At 60.4% G+C, this 16,055-nt stretch carries 12 protein-coding genes and 1 pseudogene; 4 read left to right on the top strand and 9 right to left on the bottom strand.

What is annotated here, in order from left to right; all coding sequences use genetic code 11:
• Nucleotides 1-84: 84 nt before the first annotated feature.
• The gene (locus GX444_13015) at nt 85-2,703 is read left to right on the top strand and encodes a glycoside hydrolase family 31 protein (protein ID NLH49501.1); all 2,619 of its coding nucleotides are present in this window, start codon (nt 85-87) and stop codon (nt 2,701-2,703) included.
• A gap of 7 nt (nt 2,704-2,710) precedes the next feature.
• Here GX444_13015 and GX444_13010 read toward each other — a convergent pair whose 3' ends face one another.
• Nucleotides 2,711-3,181, bottom strand: a complete 471-nt coding sequence (locus GX444_13010) for a chemotaxis protein CheX (GenBank protein NLH49500.1) — start codon at nt 3,179-3,181, stop codon at nt 2,711-2,713.
• 217 nt (nt 3,182-3,398) lie between these two features.
• Here GX444_13010 and GX444_13005 point away from each other — a divergent pair, with 217 nt between their 5' ends.
• Nucleotides 3,399-4,094, top strand: a complete 696-nt coding sequence (locus tag GX444_13005; protein NLH49499.1) for a hypothetical protein — start codon at nt 3,399-3,401, stop codon at nt 4,092-4,094.
• Between the two features lie 151 nt (nt 4,095-4,245).
• Nucleotides 4,246-5,628: a hypothetical protein gene (locus GX444_13000; protein ID NLH49498.1), complete on the top strand. Its 1,383-nt coding sequence runs from the start codon at nt 4,246-4,248 to the stop codon at nt 5,626-5,628.
• A 2-nt stretch (nt 5,629-5,630) separates the two neighbouring features.
• On the opposite strand, the gene GX444_12995 is transcribed toward GX444_13000, so the two are convergent.
• The 5 genes and pseudogenes from GX444_12995 to GX444_12975 all read right to left on the bottom strand — a co-directional run bounded on the left by GX444_12995 (nt 5,631) and on the right by GX444_12975 (nt 11,348).
• Nucleotides 5,631-7,721 carry a response regulator gene (locus tag GX444_12995; protein ID NLH49497.1) on the bottom strand — a complete coding sequence of 697 codons (2,091 nt, stop codon included), beginning with the start codon at nt 7,719-7,721 and terminating at the stop codon, nt 5,631-5,633.
• Entirely contained in the window at nt 7,721-8,845 is a 1,125-nt protein-coding gene (locus tag GX444_12990; protein ID NLH49496.1) for a histidine kinase, read from the bottom strand. Before GX444_12990 ends, GX444_12995 begins: the two co-directional genes overlap by 1 nt.
• Before the next feature lie 39 nt (nt 8,846-8,884).
• Entirely contained in the window at nt 8,885-9,193 is a 309-nt protein-coding gene (locus tag GX444_12985) for an antibiotic biosynthesis monooxygenase (GenBank protein NLH49495.1), read from the bottom strand.
• Between the two features lie 146 nt (nt 9,194-9,339).
• Nucleotides 9,340-10,413, bottom strand: coding sequence for a transglutaminase domain-containing protein (locus tag GX444_12980; protein ID NLH49494.1), 1,074 nt, complete (start codon nt 10,411-10,413; stop codon nt 9,340-9,342).
• Nucleotides 10,414-11,177: 764 nt separating this feature from the next.
• A pseudogene (locus GX444_12975) lies at nt 11,178-11,348 on the bottom strand (ATPase).
• A 210-nt stretch (nt 11,349-11,558) separates the two neighbouring features.
• On the opposite strand from GX444_12975, the gene GX444_12970 reads away from it, so the two are divergent.
• Nucleotides 11,559-12,200 carry a hypothetical protein gene (locus tag GX444_12970; GenBank protein NLH49493.1) on the top strand — a complete coding sequence of 214 codons (642 nt, stop codon included), beginning with the start codon at nt 11,559-11,561 and terminating at the stop codon, nt 12,198-12,200.
• Nucleotides 12,201-12,255: 55 nt separating this feature from the next.
• Here GX444_12970 and GX444_12965 read toward each other — a convergent pair whose 3' ends face one another.
• The 3 genes from GX444_12965 to GX444_12955 form a co-directional block, all read right to left on the bottom strand.
• Entirely contained in the window at nt 12,256-13,809 is a 1,554-nt protein-coding gene (locus GX444_12965; protein NLH49492.1) for an aldehyde dehydrogenase family protein, read from the bottom strand.
• 222 nt (nt 13,810-14,031) lie between these two features.
• Entirely contained in the window at nt 14,032-15,306 is a 1,275-nt protein-coding gene (locus GX444_12960; protein ID NLH49491.1) for a hypothetical protein, read from the bottom strand.
• Entirely contained in the window at nt 15,303-16,055 is a 753-nt protein-coding gene (locus tag GX444_12955) for a tetratricopeptide repeat protein (GenBank protein NLH49490.1), read from the bottom strand. Before GX444_12955 ends, GX444_12960 begins: the two co-directional genes overlap by 4 nt.

The raw sequence follows: 16,055 nt of genomic DNA, 5'->3' as shown, positions 1-16,055 counted from the left end.
AGTATCGTGCTATGTTTTGTTTCCACCGATCTCGGCGGTCGGCCGGTTTCCCAGAAAATGAAAAATCCGCTTCGGGAGGGGAAGATGAAATCGTTTCGGTTGTTGATCGTGATCCTGCTGATCTCGTTCGGTTTCCTGTTGGTTTCCTGCGGGTCGGATGACGACGATGATGATTCCGGCAATGCGCCGACCGACGATGACGACAACGACAACGACGACAACGACGACAACAACGACGACAACGATGACAATGACAACGATGACAACGACGACAACGACGACACCACTCCGGAGTGGTTGACGATCCCGGCCGGCCAAATGTCCGTGCACATCCGCTTGAATCCCTACTATCTCGAAATCCTCGGTCCGGACAGCCAGACCTTGCTGGCGACCAACGAGCCGGAAAAAGCGCTGAACCTCTCGCCCATGCCATTTCTGCCGCACGGTTTTCAGGCCGGGAATTTCGGCGACAACTGGTATTACGCCGCCGAAGTGCTCGATTGGTCGCAGGACGGCGATACCTGGACCGTCAACGTGCGGGCCGTCAATACGCAGGAGCGGAATCGCGAGGCGGGGCTAACGCTGATTTTCGAAAAAGCCGCCGATAATCACCTCGTTTTTTCGACGACGGCGACGGGAGTAGAGGAGGTCAAATACTACTCCGGCGGTTACCGGCTGGACGCCGACGAGCACTTCTTCGGCCTGGGCCTGCAATACGACGACATCGATCAACGGGGTAAAATTCGCACGATGTTCGTCGGTCTGGGCGTCGACCTGACGGACCAGATTCAGAATCATGCGCCGATGCCGTTCTATTTTTCCTCGCGCGGGTACGGCTTGTTTGTGGAAGACAAGGGGCGGGGCTATTTCGACATGGGTTACACCCGCGACGACGCTTACGGCTATAAATACTACACCGACCGACTGACGACGCACGTTTTTTGGGGGCCGGCGCCGCTGGACATCATCGAGAATTACACCGGCGTGACGGGCCGTCCGCCGATGAACCCCGATTACCTGTTCGGGCACCTGCATTGGCGGAACGTGAACAATTCGGAGAGCGAGGTCTATGCCGATGCCGACGCTTTGCGCGAGCACGGCATTCCGACCTCCTCGATCATGGTCGACGCGCCCTGGCAAACCTCATACAGCACGTTCGTCTTCAACGAATGCCCCTCCGGTTGCCAGTTCAGCGACGCCCAGGCGGTCATCGACTACGTTCACGATCAGGGATACGCGTTTTATCTCTGGACGGCGGAGTTCGTGAACCGCGTTTCGCCGGTGGAAGTGCCGGGAATGATCGAGGACAACTCGGCGCAATTCAATTTCGCCAAGGATAACGGCTACCTGGTGTCCATCCTCGGCCTGCTCTACGAATACCCCTGGTGGCACGACAACGGCGCCATGGTCAATTTCCTCAACCCGAATGCCTACACCTGGTACCAGGACTTGGTGCGCAACGTGATGAACATGGGTGTTCAAGGGTTCAAGATGGACGGCGGCGAGTACATCGGCGCCGATACGCTGGGCTTGTGGCCGGCCAATGCGTTCAACCTGGGCGATTTCGGCGACGCCATGACCGAACAGTACGAGTACAAATGGGCCTACCACCAGCTCTTTTGGGAACTGGCCCAGGAATACAACGGCGGGCTGGGCGTTTGCACGGTGCGCACCGCCGTCTGGGGCGAGCAGACCCACATCAATTATTTTTGGCCGGGCGATATGGAATCCGATTGGAGCTTCGCCCTGGGTTTGCCGGCCGATATCATCGGCGGTCTGACGCTGGGCACGGCGGGCTTCCCCTACTACGGTTCCAATGACGGCGGCTTCGCCAGTTACGACGCCGACGATCCGCAACTGTTGATGCGATGGACGGCGCATTCGGCGTTTCGGCCGATTTTCGAGAGCCCGAAGAACGGCGCGCAGGAAGTATGGGAACATTACGCGGCGCCGATGGAAGACGTTTACCGTCGCTACGCCGTCATCCACACCCGGCTGTTCCCGTACATGAAAGCCTACGCCCGCGAGGCGACGCTGACCGGCCACCCGATCATGCGCATGCTGCCGCTGGTTTACCTGGACGACACGATCACCTACGACCGCAACTGGGATTACCTCCTGGGCGACTGGCTGCTGGTCGAGCCGGTTTATCTGCACGATCAGTTCGAGCGCGACATTTACCTGCCCGCCGACCGCTGGGTGGATTACTGGACCAACGAGGTCTACGACGGCCCCGACAATTTCACCCGCGACGTGCCGCAAGAAGATATCCCGGTCTATGCCAAGGCCGGCGCGATCATCCCCTTGCTCGATCCGTCGGTGGAAACGCTCTGGCCGACCGACAATCCGGAGGTGATCGATCACACCGATGTCGCCGACCTATTGTGGGTGGAACTGTATCCGTACGGCAATTCCTCGTTCACCCTGGAAGACGATACCGCGTTCGCCCTGGCGCAGAGCGGCGGCGGATTCACGCTGACAGTTTCGGGCGCGCCCCTGGCGCGGACCTATTCGCTGCGGGCGGTGCCGGCGACTTACGACGGCGGCGCGCCGAGCACCGTCACCGGACCAGCCGGCGCGTTGACGGAATACGCCAGCTATGTCGAATGGGACGCCGCGGCGAGCGGTTGGTTCTATGACTCGACCGCCGGCAATTTGTGGATCCGCGATACGTTTTTAGCGGGGACGGTGACCGTCGATTGAGCGCGGGTCAGCGCTCCTCGAAACTGACCTCGACGTAGAATTCGCCCGCGCTTTCGATCGTGAAAGGGACGACGATCGTCGGCGCCTTGGTGCCGTGCGAAATGCAGTGTTCGATGCCGTTGACGATGGTCGGCAGGGCCATGTCGAACTTGTAGCCTTTTTCGGACAATTCGCGTTTGGCGCCGCCGGTAACCATGTTGGTGATTTCGCCCGCGACATCCAGGGCGGTAGCATCGATTTCGGTCAAATGCTCGCCGAGCATCGCCTCGGCGATTCTCAGGATCGCGCCCTTGGTGAAATTGATCGCCAACGATCCTTTCAATTCCGGACTGGCCAGACCGATCAATCCCGTCACCTCGCCTTTGGCGGTTTCGCCGGTTTTCAAGTAGGGCTTGCCGGGAACCGCCTCGATCATCGCCATGGTGGCGAGCACGTTGAGAATCCCGTTCAGGAAAGGATTGACGTAGTCGACCTTCATGTTTATCCCCAGGTGTTACTCAGGTTTATTCGGTAAATTCTCATAACAAGTCGATGAAAAACAGCTCCCACGGAAAAATTCTTCCGCCTTTGTCCGGTTTTCGCAAGCTGAAAGCCGGGTTTTGCGTCCGCCGCGGAAAACCCCTAGCCAGAAGCCCTGGTTCGCTTTATTATTAAGCGGCGGGTCGGCATCAACGATTTAACCGAGGGAGGATTTGATGAAATCCCCGATCCATCGAGCTTGGTTGATTTGGGCGGTCGTTTTATTTTTAAGCCTCGCGGCTTGCGATACGATCAAGGACGAAATCAATGATAAGACGAAAAAAACGGAATCGTTCACCTTGGATATCACCGAGGATTGGACGCCGCTTTTCGCCCTGGCCTATCAGGATTATTCCTTGACGGCCGTCTGCTATGCCGAGGCGTTAAGCATCAACGATTTGATGTCGGTCACCGACTACGCCGATATGTGGGAAACGGTGAAAGGCAACATCAGCGAAATCAACGTCAAGAACATCCAATCCAAGATTCGGGACAACATCAGCCAGGGCGGCACGTTGGACCTGTTCATGGTGGAGACCCTGCCGCCGGCGATGGGCTTGCGCGGTGGGGTCAATCTCGATGACCTGGGAATCGACTCCCTGATGTGGCGAATCGTCGAGCCGGATTCGCTGGCCAACAGCGATCTGGTCGCTTCGGTCGACATCCCGGCCGGCACGAACGTCAGCGATTGGGCGAACGCCGATTTCTCGCCCAAGGGCCAGGAGAAGTTGGGCGAGCAGATGCTCGATTTCGACGCGCCCTTCGCCTTCTGCCTGCGGCTGAATGTCCCGACGCACGGCATCGAGAGCCTGGACCCGGATTTGGAAATCAAACTGCGTACTTCCTTCGACATCGTTTTCACGCCTCTTTGATGCGCCGAAGCGCGCTTCGCGAAACCGATAAGGCAACCCGAACGGGGTTGCCTTTTTTCGGCGCCATTGGCCGCCCCCGAGTTCCTTCTTGTTCAGGTTATTCACATTATGGTAAAAACCGTTCACCAGATCTTCCTGAAAAGGGGAACCCATGACCGATCGCCGTTTCGCCGCAATCATCGGGATCGCGCTGTTCCTGGCGTGCTTCCGTTTCGGCGGTCCGACGGCGGCGAGTGCCGATTTCTGCACGATCGGCTGGCAATCCGACTGGCCCTCATTCACCAACGAACGATACGGAGCCGGCGGTGCGGTGGCGGAGGGGAAATTTTACCTTTTCGGCGGAGTGGATAACGCGGAGCCAACCTATCGTTCGGACTGCCAGGTCTTCGATCCGGATCTCGCAACCTGGTCCTGGTGCGCCGACCTGCCTTTTGCGAAAAGCGATTTCGGCAACGCCGCGGTCGAGGACCACCTTTTTTCGGTCGGGGGGTTCAATGACGGAATCGTCTCGACCGTTTTTCGTTATGCGGTGGACGCGGACGAGTGGGAAATCGTGACTCCCTATCCGATCCCGATCGCCGGAGTGATGTGCGCCGAGCATGAGTGGCGCCTCTATTGTTTCGGCGGCACTTCCGATGGCTTGACCGCGGTGACCGCCGCCTATGTGTACGACCCCGGTGCCGATCAATGGACGGCGATCGCGCCGTTGCCCGCCGGGAAGGTCTACGGCGCCGCCGCGACGCTGCAGGGATCGATTTACCTCACCGGCGGGTGGATGCAGGATTCGTCGACCTTCGCTTACGATCCGCAAGCCGACACGTACGAAATCGTCGATTCGCCGCTGGGGCGCAACCGGCCGGCGTTGATCGCGGCCGGCGAGTTGCTTTGGCTGACGGCGGGCGGCAATGGCTGGCAGGAACTCCAAAGCGGCGACGAAAATTATTTTTCCGCTCAATGGAGCGATACGGGAACGCAGATCGCTCGGGCGCTGGTGGCTCCCGCCGCCGCGTATTTGCCGGGGTACGGGGTGGTGCTGGCGGGCGGCTGCCGTTCGGACGAACCGGACGGATCGCGCACCGTGCAACTCTGGCGGACTTGCGTGCCGACCCCGGAAAAAATCGAGCCGGCAGCGGGTTCGGCCGCAACGGCGGTGAGCATTTCTGGTCAAGGTTTCGAAGCCGATGTGCAGGCCTATTTCACGGTAGCCGGCGGCGATTTGATTTCGCTCGAACAAGTGACGGTGCTTTCCGCCGCCGAGGCGACAGCCCAGTTACCCGCGACGATTCCGGCCGGCGTTTACGATCTGGTGCTGGTAGGTTCGCTGGGCCAGCAAGCCTCGTTGGCCGGGGCGTTCACCGTCGAGGCCGCCACCGACGACGATGATGATTCCGGCGCGGACGATGACGACGACAACGATACCTCCGATGACGACACGCCGGACGACGATGACGACACCCAGGCCGATGATGACGACACATCGTCGCCCGCGCAGAAGTCTTCAGCCGGTGCAGACGACGACGCTTGCGGTTGTTGAGTTCACCCGGGCTTGGACAAATCCGCCAGTTTTTTCAGCAGCGGCACGCCGTCGGCGTGCGGCACGATGCTTTCCGACAGCATGGAAAGAAATTTTTTCTTTTCCTCCGTCAGCGAGTGGGCCGTGAAAATGACTGTCGGAATGCCTTTCGTCTCCGGGATCGCGCGAAGCTGCTCGACTGCTTCCAGGCTGGTCATGATCGGCGTCGCGAGATCGAACAGGATCAGATCGGGGCGCGTCCGCCGCGCCACTTCGCGTCCGCCGACGAGATCCTGCGCGGTCCAGACCCGGTATTCGCGGGCGATCAGGCTCTCGGCCAACAAGGCGGCGGCCGTCGGATCGTCGCTGATCAATAAAATACCGCGGATGGCGAGGTGCTCCTGGCGGCCGAATTGATCCAGCAGCGCCAGCAATTGTTCCTTCCGAATCGGCTTCACCAGCCACTCGATCGCCCCCAGTTGAATGGCGCGTTGTTCCTTTTCGGCCACCGAAACGATGAGCACCGGGATGTTTTTCGTTTCGGGGTGCGCCTTCAATTCCTCGAGAACGTTCATGCCGTTCTTTTTCGGCAGACGCATGTCGAGGGTGATGGCGGCGGGCCGCAGGCGCCGGGCCAGGGGCAAGACTTCGTCGCCCTGAATTGCACACGCGGTGGCGTATCCGCCCTCTTGCAAATAGTGCACGAGCAGGTGGCAGGTTTGCGGATCGTCTTCCACGACCAGCACCAGCGGTTGTCCCGGCAGGCCGGTGGGTGGCGGCAGCGGAATGGCCGCGGCCGGCGCCGCCGCCGGCTCTGTGCTCCGATCCGGCAGGAAGAAGGTGAACCGGCTGCCGCGGTTGTCGCCCTCGCTGTGCACGGTGATCCGGCCGCCGTGCAATTCGACCAACTTTTTCGTCAGCGCCAGGCCCAATCCGGTGCCGGGCGTTTTTTTGGCGGCTGACGAATCGACCTGTTCGAATTCGCGGAAGATCCGTTCCTGGTCGGCCGGCGCGATGCCGATGCCGTTGTCGGACACCTCGAAGACGGTCCGGTCCGGTTCGCGAAAAGCCCGGACGACGATTGCGCCGCCTTCGGGGGTGAATTTGATGGCATTGGACAGCAGGTTGAACAGGATTTGCTTGAATTTTCGTTCATCGGCGCGGAACGGGTGATCCGCCAGCTCGGCCGCCACTTCGAGCGACAGTCGCAGCCGGTGCTCGGCGGCTTTTTCGCCGACGAGTTCCAGACAGGTTTCCAGCGTCTGGCGCGGATTCAATTCGGCGTAATCCAAAATCATGCGGCCGGCCTCGACCTTCGAAAGATCGAGAATGTCGTCGATCAGTTGCAGCAAGTGGCGTCCGCTGAGGACGATGTTGTGGATGTAGGATTGTTGTTTGTCGTTGAGGCCGCCGATCATCTGCAGTTCGAGGATTTCCGAAAAACCGATGATCGCGTTGAGTGGCGTTCGCAGTTCGTGGCTCATGTTGGCCAGAAATTCGCTCTTCGCCCGATTCGAGGTCTCGGCCTGCTGTTTGGCCTGAATGATTTCCGCTTCCACCCGGCGGCGTTCGGAAATTTCGTGGCGCAGTTCCTCGTTGATCCGCGCCAGTTCGGCCGTCCGCTCGGCGACGCGCAATTCGAGTTCGTCGTGCGCCTGTCGCAGGCCCTCGCTTTGCAGGCAAGCTTGCGCGGCCTCGGCCAGACGCTCCAGCAGCGGCGCGATCGCTTTCAGAATCAACGGATGAAGGGGGTCGCCGTTTTTCAACAATACCATCAAGCCGAACGCGGGCAGGGGTAGGAGATAGAAAAAGGCTTCGTCGCCCACACTGCCGACCAGCGGCTCGGTGGAACCGACGGGCAGCGAGGGGATCAGGCTTTCGGCGGCTTCCAGGGCGCGCTGGTGGCTGATTTTTCGCGGAATCGAAAAAACCATTTCGGCGGCGCTCGGCGGCGTTTCCGGCCGGAAGCGGTAGATGCAGCCGGCCGAGCAATTCAGTTTGCGCATCAGCGTGGACAGGCTTTGCCGCAGCATTGGCCGCAGGCTCAGGCTGGTACCGGTGTTCATCGCCACTTCGTACAGCAAACTGCGGATCTGTTTGGCGAAGCGTTCCATCAACTCTCCAGCACGCCGATCACGGCCGTCTTGTTGTAGAATTCCAGATAGTCCTTGCCGCTGTTGGCGATTTCACCGATCGTCAGCGCGCCGATCATCGGCGTATCGCGCAGGTGGACGGCTTCCAACTCCTGCTCGAATTCGTTTTGCATGCACAGCACGCGGGAAATGCAGTCGATGAACAGCACGGTGCGTTCGGCGGCTTCCGGGCCCCGGTAGGAATCCAGGCTCAGGTTCAGGGCCATTCCCGCCGCGTCCACCAGGCTGTTGACGTCGCCGGTCATGACGTCGACCAGGGCTTGCGGCGGCACCTCGCCGACGCAAACCAGCGAACCGTCCTCCAATTTGCGCAGCGGGTCGCGGATCACGCGCTCCGTGCCGATCTTGCTGATGCCAAAGGGGTGGTACTTGGCGATGTCGAAAAAGTTGACGTCGGTGATTTTCACCCGCGCACTTTTTTCAACCAGGTCTTTGTAGATGTCGAACGCCGGGCGCCAATCGAGCGAGCGGATGATGTTGCGGTCCGACTCGGTGACCGAAAACGGGCCGCCGATCGCCCGCCAGCCGTGGGCGACGCCGATGCCGCTCTCCAGTTCCGACAGGGCCAGCACGGCGCAATCGGCCAGCAGGCCGCGATTGGTGAACAGGCAGGGTTTTTGCTTCAGGCTGAGCGAGCCGGCGCCGCCGCCCAGGTAATTGAATTCCAGGCCAAAGACGTTGAAGAGGCCGTCGATCAGGGCGCTGATGCGGCGGGCCAGACCGTCGACGAAGACGAACATCGTCCGTGTTTTATCGATCTCGCGGATTCGCTCGTCGATCAGGTCGTCGTAGTTGGTGTCCATGTCGCTCAGGCCGGCGATCACGTGCACCTTCGGCGGCTTGGGCAGCCCGGCGACGATGGTTCCCCGCATCAGCTTGTTGCGGCCGTAGATGATGCCCGGAAAAACGCCGCCGAACAACGGCAAGGTCGTCTGGAGCAGCAACGGGTCGACCTGTTCCGGCGTAAATTGATTATCGTCGCCGGCCAGAATGAGCAAACCCTGGGTGCGAGGATCGGCCGCGACCGTTTGGATCAGTTGCCCCAATCCCTCGACCGAACCGCTTGCATCCAACTCGATCCGCATCGCGTCCTCCCCGGTTGCCGCGCGGACCGTCGGGCGGCGCTACCAGTGACTTGCGTCGGGTGGGAACAGCACGCGATAGGGCGTGCCGACCCGCGGTTGCGCCATCCAGTCGGCCACGGTGTCTCGCCATTTCAGATAATGCGGCGTTTCCTTGTGTGCCTTTGCCGCCGCTTCGGATTCGTAGGCTTCGTAAAGGAAAAAGCGCGTGGGATCGTCCTTGGCCTGCAGCACGTCGAACCGCAGGTTGCCGGGTTCCGCGATCGCGCCTTCGTGGTTGGCGCGCGTGGCGGCGATAAACAGCTCGACGAACTCGCTTTTGACGAAAATTTCGACGCCGGTGACGATCATGACGCGCCTCCCGTCAGCGAAAAAATGCCTGTTGGCCATCAATTTGCCAGAAAAAACGATGATTCATCGTATCGCGGTTTTTTTCGTTAGGCAAGAAAAACAAAAAACTCGACGCCGGTTAGGGAAACAACTGGGGATTTGAAAATTTACTTCTTTTCCCAGGTAACGGTCGAGCGCTTTTTAATTAGTAAAGCGGAATCGGGTTCGCCCGAGGTGGCGGTGAACAGATGGACGCGGGGATCGAGCGGCGCGGCGTCGGCCTCGGGCTCGTGCGTGAAATAGATCATCGTCCGATCGATCCGGCCGGTGATTTTTCCCTTCGGGTCGTCGAATTTCAGCGAAGCTTTGGTGGTGTCGACGGGCAGCCAGCCGTAGCGCGGCAGATAGAATTCGACGATTTTGTGGTTCGCCTTATGCAGTTTGGCGGCGGCGGGAACGACCGGGCGCGCGTGAAGGCCGGCGACGTAACGGGCCGGCAAGCCGCTGCGGCGGGCCAGGGCGATCATCGCGAAAGCATACTCGGTGCAGGATCCATGGCCCTGGGCCAGAGTCGCGCCGGCGTCGTTTTTCACGTTGTCGAGCCGGTAGGAAAGCCGCTTCTTTACGGTCCGGACGACACCGCGCAAGATCGCCAGCGGGTTCTGGTTGTCGCCGGCCGCTTCCCGAGCCGCCTGAATCACCAGCGGATTTTGCAGAGCGTAAGATTCCCGGTCCGCAAGGTATTCCCGCGTGATAGCCGGCGGGATTTCGCCGAGTACGCCGGCGTTGTTCGGCTCGATCTCCCATTCGATCCGGCCCAGGCTGGCTTCCGCTTCGTAAACGATGTCGATCGCCGTCCCGGGCGCCGGCCGACCGCAGTCCCAGACCGCGATCCGATAACCGTCGCGTGTCTGGCGGATTTCCGCCGGTTCCGGTTGTAACCGGAACCAGTGAATCTGTTGATAGGGCGCGTCGGCGGGCAGGGGCAGATAAACGTGCAGCGGCTCATGTTTGGGATTGCGTTGCACGGCCAGATCGGCGCGGACGGTAAGGTGAAAACGTGGCGCGCCGGCCAGGGTGGAACGGAGGGGCGAAAGTGGTGCCAGCGGGTCCAGCGGCCGATAACCGGTCTGGAACAGTTCACCGCTTCGCGCCGGCGCAGCCAGCAGAAGCAAGCCGAATACAATCGCCGGCCACCACCGGCGCGCGGCCCGTTTCGAATCGGCTGGCGCCGTTTTCATCGTCCGGTCCGGGTTCATTGATCCGTCGCTTGATAGTTCCGCCCGCGATAGGTCGTGATCTCGAAATCGAGATCCTTGCCGCCCGCTGAAGCGCGTTGCACGGCGATGCGGGTCACGGTGACCGAAAACGACAGCGGATCGCCGTACAAATCAGCCATCAGCGAGGCGGGCACGGTGAGCGACCCGTCTTCGTCGTCGGCCAGGCAACTGATCGATTGGGCCTGGTTGTTCTTCACCGTGGTGATGGCGACCGACACCCACTTCCCGTCGCCCGGTTGCCAGGCCAGCGTCAGGTCGCCGGTCGGCAGGCTGATCAGCGAATCGAAATTCGCCGGTTGCGTCACCGTGACCGTTCCCGGCGCGTCGAGTTGCCCGGAAAAAGCCGGGATCGAACCGTTGCCGGTGGTGGAGTAATGAATCGTGTCACCCGGGCCGAACAGGTCGCCGACGGCGGTCGAGTCGTAATCGGCCTGATAGTAATACCCGTAAAGATAGGCGACGGGATTCAGGTGGATCGGCGAAACGGCCGCGCCGGTCACCGTGACCGTTCCGCCGTTGTAGTAGTCGTAATCCGGGTTGTTGTCGTAATCGTAATAGTAACGATCACAGTCGCCCGCGCTTTCGACGGGCGGATTCCAACCGGCGGCTTCCGCCGGATCGGAGAACGACGCGGAAACGTAGTTGTAATAGTCCGTCCCGATCACGTTCGAGGAAACGAAACCCTCGCCGACGACGACGAATCCCCACCGATGGCTGTTGTCCCAATCGTCGTTGTCGTCATTGTCGTTGTCATCGTTGTCGTCATCGTTGTCGTCGTCATCATCGTCGCCGGTCATATCGTCGTCATCGGCGCTATCGTCATTGTCGTTATCATCGTCGCCGGCCGCATCATCGTCATCGTTGTCGTCCGGATCGTCGTCATCATCGTCGCCGCTGTCGCAGGAAAACGAAAAAACCAGCAGGCCGGCGAGGATGAGCAGCCAGAATGTCCTGTTCATTTTTGGTCGCCCTTTCGGCAGATTCGCCCGATTTTGTCGCACTTTGGCCGTAAATAAAAGCAGCGTCGATTTGTCCTCTTTCAATCTGGATCCGTGATTAAATTCTAGGCGAGGAATTGGATGAAGCCGATAAAAAAGGGGCGGAAAATGAGATTGCTGATTATCGCTGGTTCTCTTGCGCTGCTCGCCGGCTTCCTGTTTCTGGCGTGCGATTCATCCGATGACGATTCCGCGGATTCCGATTCGGGCTCGGACGTTTACGTCTCGGATACCGAGCAATTGTTCCTCCAGACGATCAACCGCCTGAATGAGAAAGTGGCACAATACGGGGCTGAAACAAGCCCGGTGGCGGGGTTCGACGGCTATTACCGCCAAGCCGGAGACGACCTGGACGAGCTTGATTCCCTTTATGACCGCATGGTCGATCAATGCAAGGAATCGGCCTATTGCGAACCCGGCGGCGGTGCGACCGGCAACGTCGAGGGTTCATGCCTGTGGGGCGGGCACATGATGGACGGCGATCGCATGCATCAAATGCGGCTGGACCTGGACGGCTGTCGGCAGGCTTTGAACGATCTGCACGAACGGTGCGCCGAATCGGCCGATCTGGAAACTTGCGCCGCGGCCCGTACCGAACACGTCGGCTTGATGCGCGGGTTTCTGGGCGAACTCCATGATCGGTGCGCCAATTGGTGGGACGACGGGCAAGATGCCGACAACGGCAATCACCACCATTGGGGCGATTGTGATGTCAACCATCATGATGACGATCATATGGGGATGATGTAGGAGTCGCTTATCGGTCGGGCGGCAAAGCGAATGACTTCGCCGCCCGACGTAGGTTCTACAGTTTGCCGCGGAAATTCAGGTTCGCCGCCGCTTTCCAGAGCGAGCGGACGACATCCTTGCCCGCCAGCGCCTTCACCGCCGCGCCGAACGCCACCGAAAAATTCTCGTCGTACGGATACCACCACGGTTTTTTGATCCGCGGGAAGCGGTCGTAGGCGATGTGCACCGGCCGGACCATTTCGAGCAAACCTTCCTCGCCGTGCGTTTTACCGATGCCCGATTCGCGATAGCCGCCCCACGGCGTTTCGGCCAGCGCGTAGGTGTACAAGCTGTCGTTGATGGTGACCGTGCCCGCCACCAATTGCCGGGCGATTTCGCGACCGCGCCGGTTGCTGCCTGTCCAGACGCTGGCCGAGAGGGCGAACCGGGTGTCGTTAGCCAGGCGGACCGCCTCGTCGATCGTGTCGAACGGCATGATCGGCAGCACGGGCCCGAAATTTTCCTCGCAGATGATCGCCATGCCGTGCCGGACGTTGGTGAGGATGGTCGGGGCGTAAAAATCGCCGCAGCAGTCCTCGACGATCCGTCCGCCGGTCTCGATTTTCGCGCCTTGGGCGACAGCTTCCCGAACCTGGCGGTCGATCGTTTCCAATTGGCCGCGGTTGGTGATCGCGCCCAGGTCGCTGTCGAAATCCCGGTCGGCGCCGACCCGCAGGGACTTGGCCTTGTCGGTGATGCGCCGCACGAACTCGTCGTAAATCGGCCGCTCGACGTACACCCGCTCGATCCCGGCGCAGGTCTGGCCCGCGTTGGCCATCGCGCCCCAGAGAATGCCGCTGGTGGCCGCCTCGAGATCGGCATCGGCCAGCACAATCGCCGGATCCTTGCCGCCCAGTTCAAGGGTGATCGGCAACAATTTTTCGGCGGCCAGTTTCGCCAGGTGGCGGCCGATGGCGACGCTGCCCGTAAAGATCAGCCGGTCCGCCGGCTCTTCGATCAGCGCTTCGCCCAGTCGCCCCGGACCCTGAATGACGGTCAGCACGTCCTTGGGCAGGCCGGTCGATTCCCAGATTTGCCGGATGATCTCGCCGGTCAGCGGCGTCGAACTGCTGGGCTTGAGGACAACGGCATTGCCGGCGATCAACGCCATGGCGATCTGCGTCATCGGAATGCCGAACGGATAATTCCAGGGCGAAATGACGCCCAAAACACCCCACGGCACGTAGCGTTGATAGCTGGCCTTGCCGATGAAGCTCCATAACCGCAAGGGAATTTTTCGGTCGCGCAGCAGTTTTTCCGCGTGACGGGCGTAATAGATGTTGTGGTAGATCACCGGCAGCAGGTCGGTGATTTCGGCTTCGGTCCGCGGTTTACCGTTTTCCTTGGAAATGGTTTCGACGATGCGCTCGAAATGGTCGTAAATGTACTGGTTGGCCCGCTTCAAATATTGCGCGCGCACCTCGATCGAGGTTTCCGCCCATTTTTTCGCCGCGATTCTTGCCCGGCGGACGGCGGCGCGGGCTTCCTCGCGCGCGGTCACCGACACCGTTCCCAGGTACTCCCCGGTCGCCGGACTCGTGGAAGTGATCGTCAGGGCGTCGGCTTTCACGTCGGGCTTCGGCGCTTGACCATCTTTTTTTGGAATATAGCTGAAATCATGAGTGATTTTTGGGTTCGACAGTAAGGTCGCCATGGTTTTCACTCCCGTTTTGAGGGATCGGCCGCATTGGCGGCGCTCGTTTCTTCCTCTAACTGAAAGATAAGGATGGAGCGGGGATCAGGTCAATGCTATTGAGATAAAAAATCAATAAGTGGCAAACAAGCGATCTTTTCAGGGCACGTAAGCGAAACCGGACAGCATCCAATCGCTGCATTGGTAGACGCTGTCCAGCGAAACCACTTTCCAGGCATCGCCGTTGAAGTGAAGCAGCAATCCCTGTTTGGTATCGATGGTGTACCCGACCAGGTAACCGTCGGTATTCGAACGCATTTCCACCTGTTGCGCCGACCAGGTATTGGCCAGTCCCAGGACGGTCATTTTTTCCCAGGATGCGGATTCGACCGGGCCGTCGAAAACCAGGATCACGCCCTCGTCGTTGTCCAGGTCGTCGCCGACGGCGAAACCGAAGATCGAGGAAACGAATGAGACGGAATTGAGCAGCCAATTCTGGCTGCCGATATCCGGCACGTCGAATTGCGACCAATCGTCGGCGCCGTCGCCGTGAAGCACGAGGCCGGTATTCTTCCCGACCAATTTTTCCTCGGCCCCGACCGCCCAGACGTTGGTTTCGTCGACCATTTGGCCGTCTTTCAGGGCCCAGGAATTCAACAATCCGGGCAGGAGGCTTTTTCGCACCCAGGTGCTGCCGCTTTTTCGCAACGCCAGGCCGTTCGTCTTGCTTTGACCGATGACATTGATGGAGCCGAACGCAAAGCCGGTATATTGGTCGAGCATCGAAATGGCGACGAGCGACCATTTTTCACCCGTAAAAGTGATGTCCTCCTGATTCCAGTCGTCGGTGCCCAGGCGGAAGATCGCGCCGGCCTGGTCGTCCAGATCGGTGGCGACGACCCACCCGAGAGTCGCGGTGCCCGACGGCAGAAACGAGACGCCGCTGACTTCCCAATCATTGCTTTGAAACGACGGGACTTCGGGCGTCAGTGCGTTTTCCTTGACGCGCAAACCAAAACCGAGGCTTGATCCGTCGTGATCGATATTGCCGACCAGCATTCCGCGGCCTACGGCGCTGGCGCCGCCGGCGATCAGATTCCAGTTCTCGCCCGGCAGATCGGGCGACAGCGGATAATTGAACCAGGATCCGCCGTCGGAAACCAGCAACACACCGGCGTCGGTCTGCCGGTCGCGTCCCATCGCCCACAGCACGTAATCGCCGAATCCGGGGGCGGTGTCGTCGTTGTCGTTATCGTCGTCGTCGTCGTCCGCGGCGCTGTCGTTGTCGTCGTTGTCGTCGTCGGACGTGTCCGCGTCGTCCTCGATCGTTTTATCGAACGTCGGGCATCCCGTCAGGCCGCCGACCGCCAGCAGCAAGCAAAGCAAAAGGCTGATGAATCGCCCGCGCGGCAGGATCGATTCCTTTCGTTTCATTGGAACCTCCATCCCATCGTCAGGCCGGTCGTTCCGGCGGGCCCGAGCGGCGACACGAGCGGCGGCCACAGCGAACTTTCATGAACGGGACGCGGGTGGTCGGTCGCCGCGAAATAAATGCCCAGACCGGTCAGCACGGCGCCGACGCCGAGGCTGACGCCGCTGACGGCCTCGTAGGTTTCGCCTTGCTTTTTCAGCCGGTCCAGCTTGTCCTGGTCCTCGTCCTCGGCCTGGTATTTGCCGTAGGTGTCCCACACCAATCCATAGGTGACGCCGGACGTCGCCAGACAGGCGCCGCCGATGCCGATCAGGGTCCAACCGGTCGGCCAGCGCCAGGTGTGCCCGGTCGGCAACGGTTCATTCTTGGCGGCGGGCCGGGCGTATTTTTCCTCGAAAATCCGTTTGGCCTCGGCGAAGGCCTGCAAAATTTTCGGCGAGGTCAGATCCGGATCGAACGCCAGGTCGGGGTTGGCCCGCAAGGCTTGCACGAATTGCTCGCGCGCCTCGTCGGCCCGGTTGTAGGCCAGGAGGGTCATCGCGAGGTAGCGATGCGCCTCCGCCAGTTCGCCGGGCGTGTAACGCGACGGCATCCCGACTGCCTGCTGCAACAGGAGCAGCGCTTTTTCGAAATCCAACGCCTCGTAGGCGGCCTTGCCCTCGGCCAACGGATCGGACGCCTGCGCGGCCGCGACGGCGACCGATCCCAGCAGGCAGCCGAGCAAGCAACAGAGAAACATCACGCGCCGCAT

Source organism: Myxococcales bacterium, assembly GCA_012517325.1.
GTDB lineage: Bacteria > Lernaellota > Lernaellaia > Lernaellales > Lernaellaceae > JAAYVF01.
Note: the sequence above shows the minus strand (reverse complement) of the source record. Positions and strands in the feature narration are given on the sequence as shown.

Bases quoted from the DNA above. Each gene is read 5' to 3' on its own strand.
- GX444_13015 (NLH49501.1), top strand. From the start codon at position 85: ATGAAATCGTTTCGGTTGTTGATCGTGATCCTGCTGATCTCGTTCGGT.
- GX444_13010 (NLH49500.1), bottom strand. From the start codon at position 3,181: ATGAAGGTCGACTACGTCAATCCTTTCCTGAACGGGATTCTCAACGTG.
- GX444_13005 (NLH49499.1), top strand. From the start codon at position 3,399: ATGAAATCCCCGATCCATCGAGCTTGGTTGATTTGGGCGGTCGTTTTA.
- GX444_13000 (NLH49498.1), top strand. From the start codon at position 4,246: ATGACCGATCGCCGTTTCGCCGCAATCATCGGGATCGCGCTGTTCCTG.
- GX444_12995 (NLH49497.1), bottom strand. From the start codon at position 7,721: ATGGAACGCTTCGCCAAACAGATCCGCAGTTTGCTGTACGAAGTGGCG.
- GX444_12990 (NLH49496.1), bottom strand. From the start codon at position 8,845: ATGCGGATCGAGTTGGATGCAAGCGGTTCGGTCGAGGGATTGGGGCAA.
- GX444_12985 (NLH49495.1), bottom strand. From the start codon at position 9,193: ATGATCGTCACCGGCGTCGAAATTTTCGTCAAAAGCGAGTTCGTCGAG.
- GX444_12980 (NLH49494.1), bottom strand. From the start codon at position 10,413: ATGAAAACGGCGCCAGCCGATTCGAAACGGGCCGCGCGCCGGTGGTGG.
- GX444_12970 (NLH49493.1), top strand. From the start codon at position 11,559: ATGAGATTGCTGATTATCGCTGGTTCTCTTGCGCTGCTCGCCGGCTTC.
- GX444_12960 (NLH49491.1), bottom strand. From the start codon at position 15,306: ATGAAACGAAAGGAATCGATCCTGCCGCGCGGGCGATTCATCAGCCTT.
- GX444_12955 (NLH49490.1), bottom strand. From the start codon at position 16,055: ATGCGGCGCGTGATGTTTCTCTGTTGCTTGCTCGGCTGCCTGCTGGGA.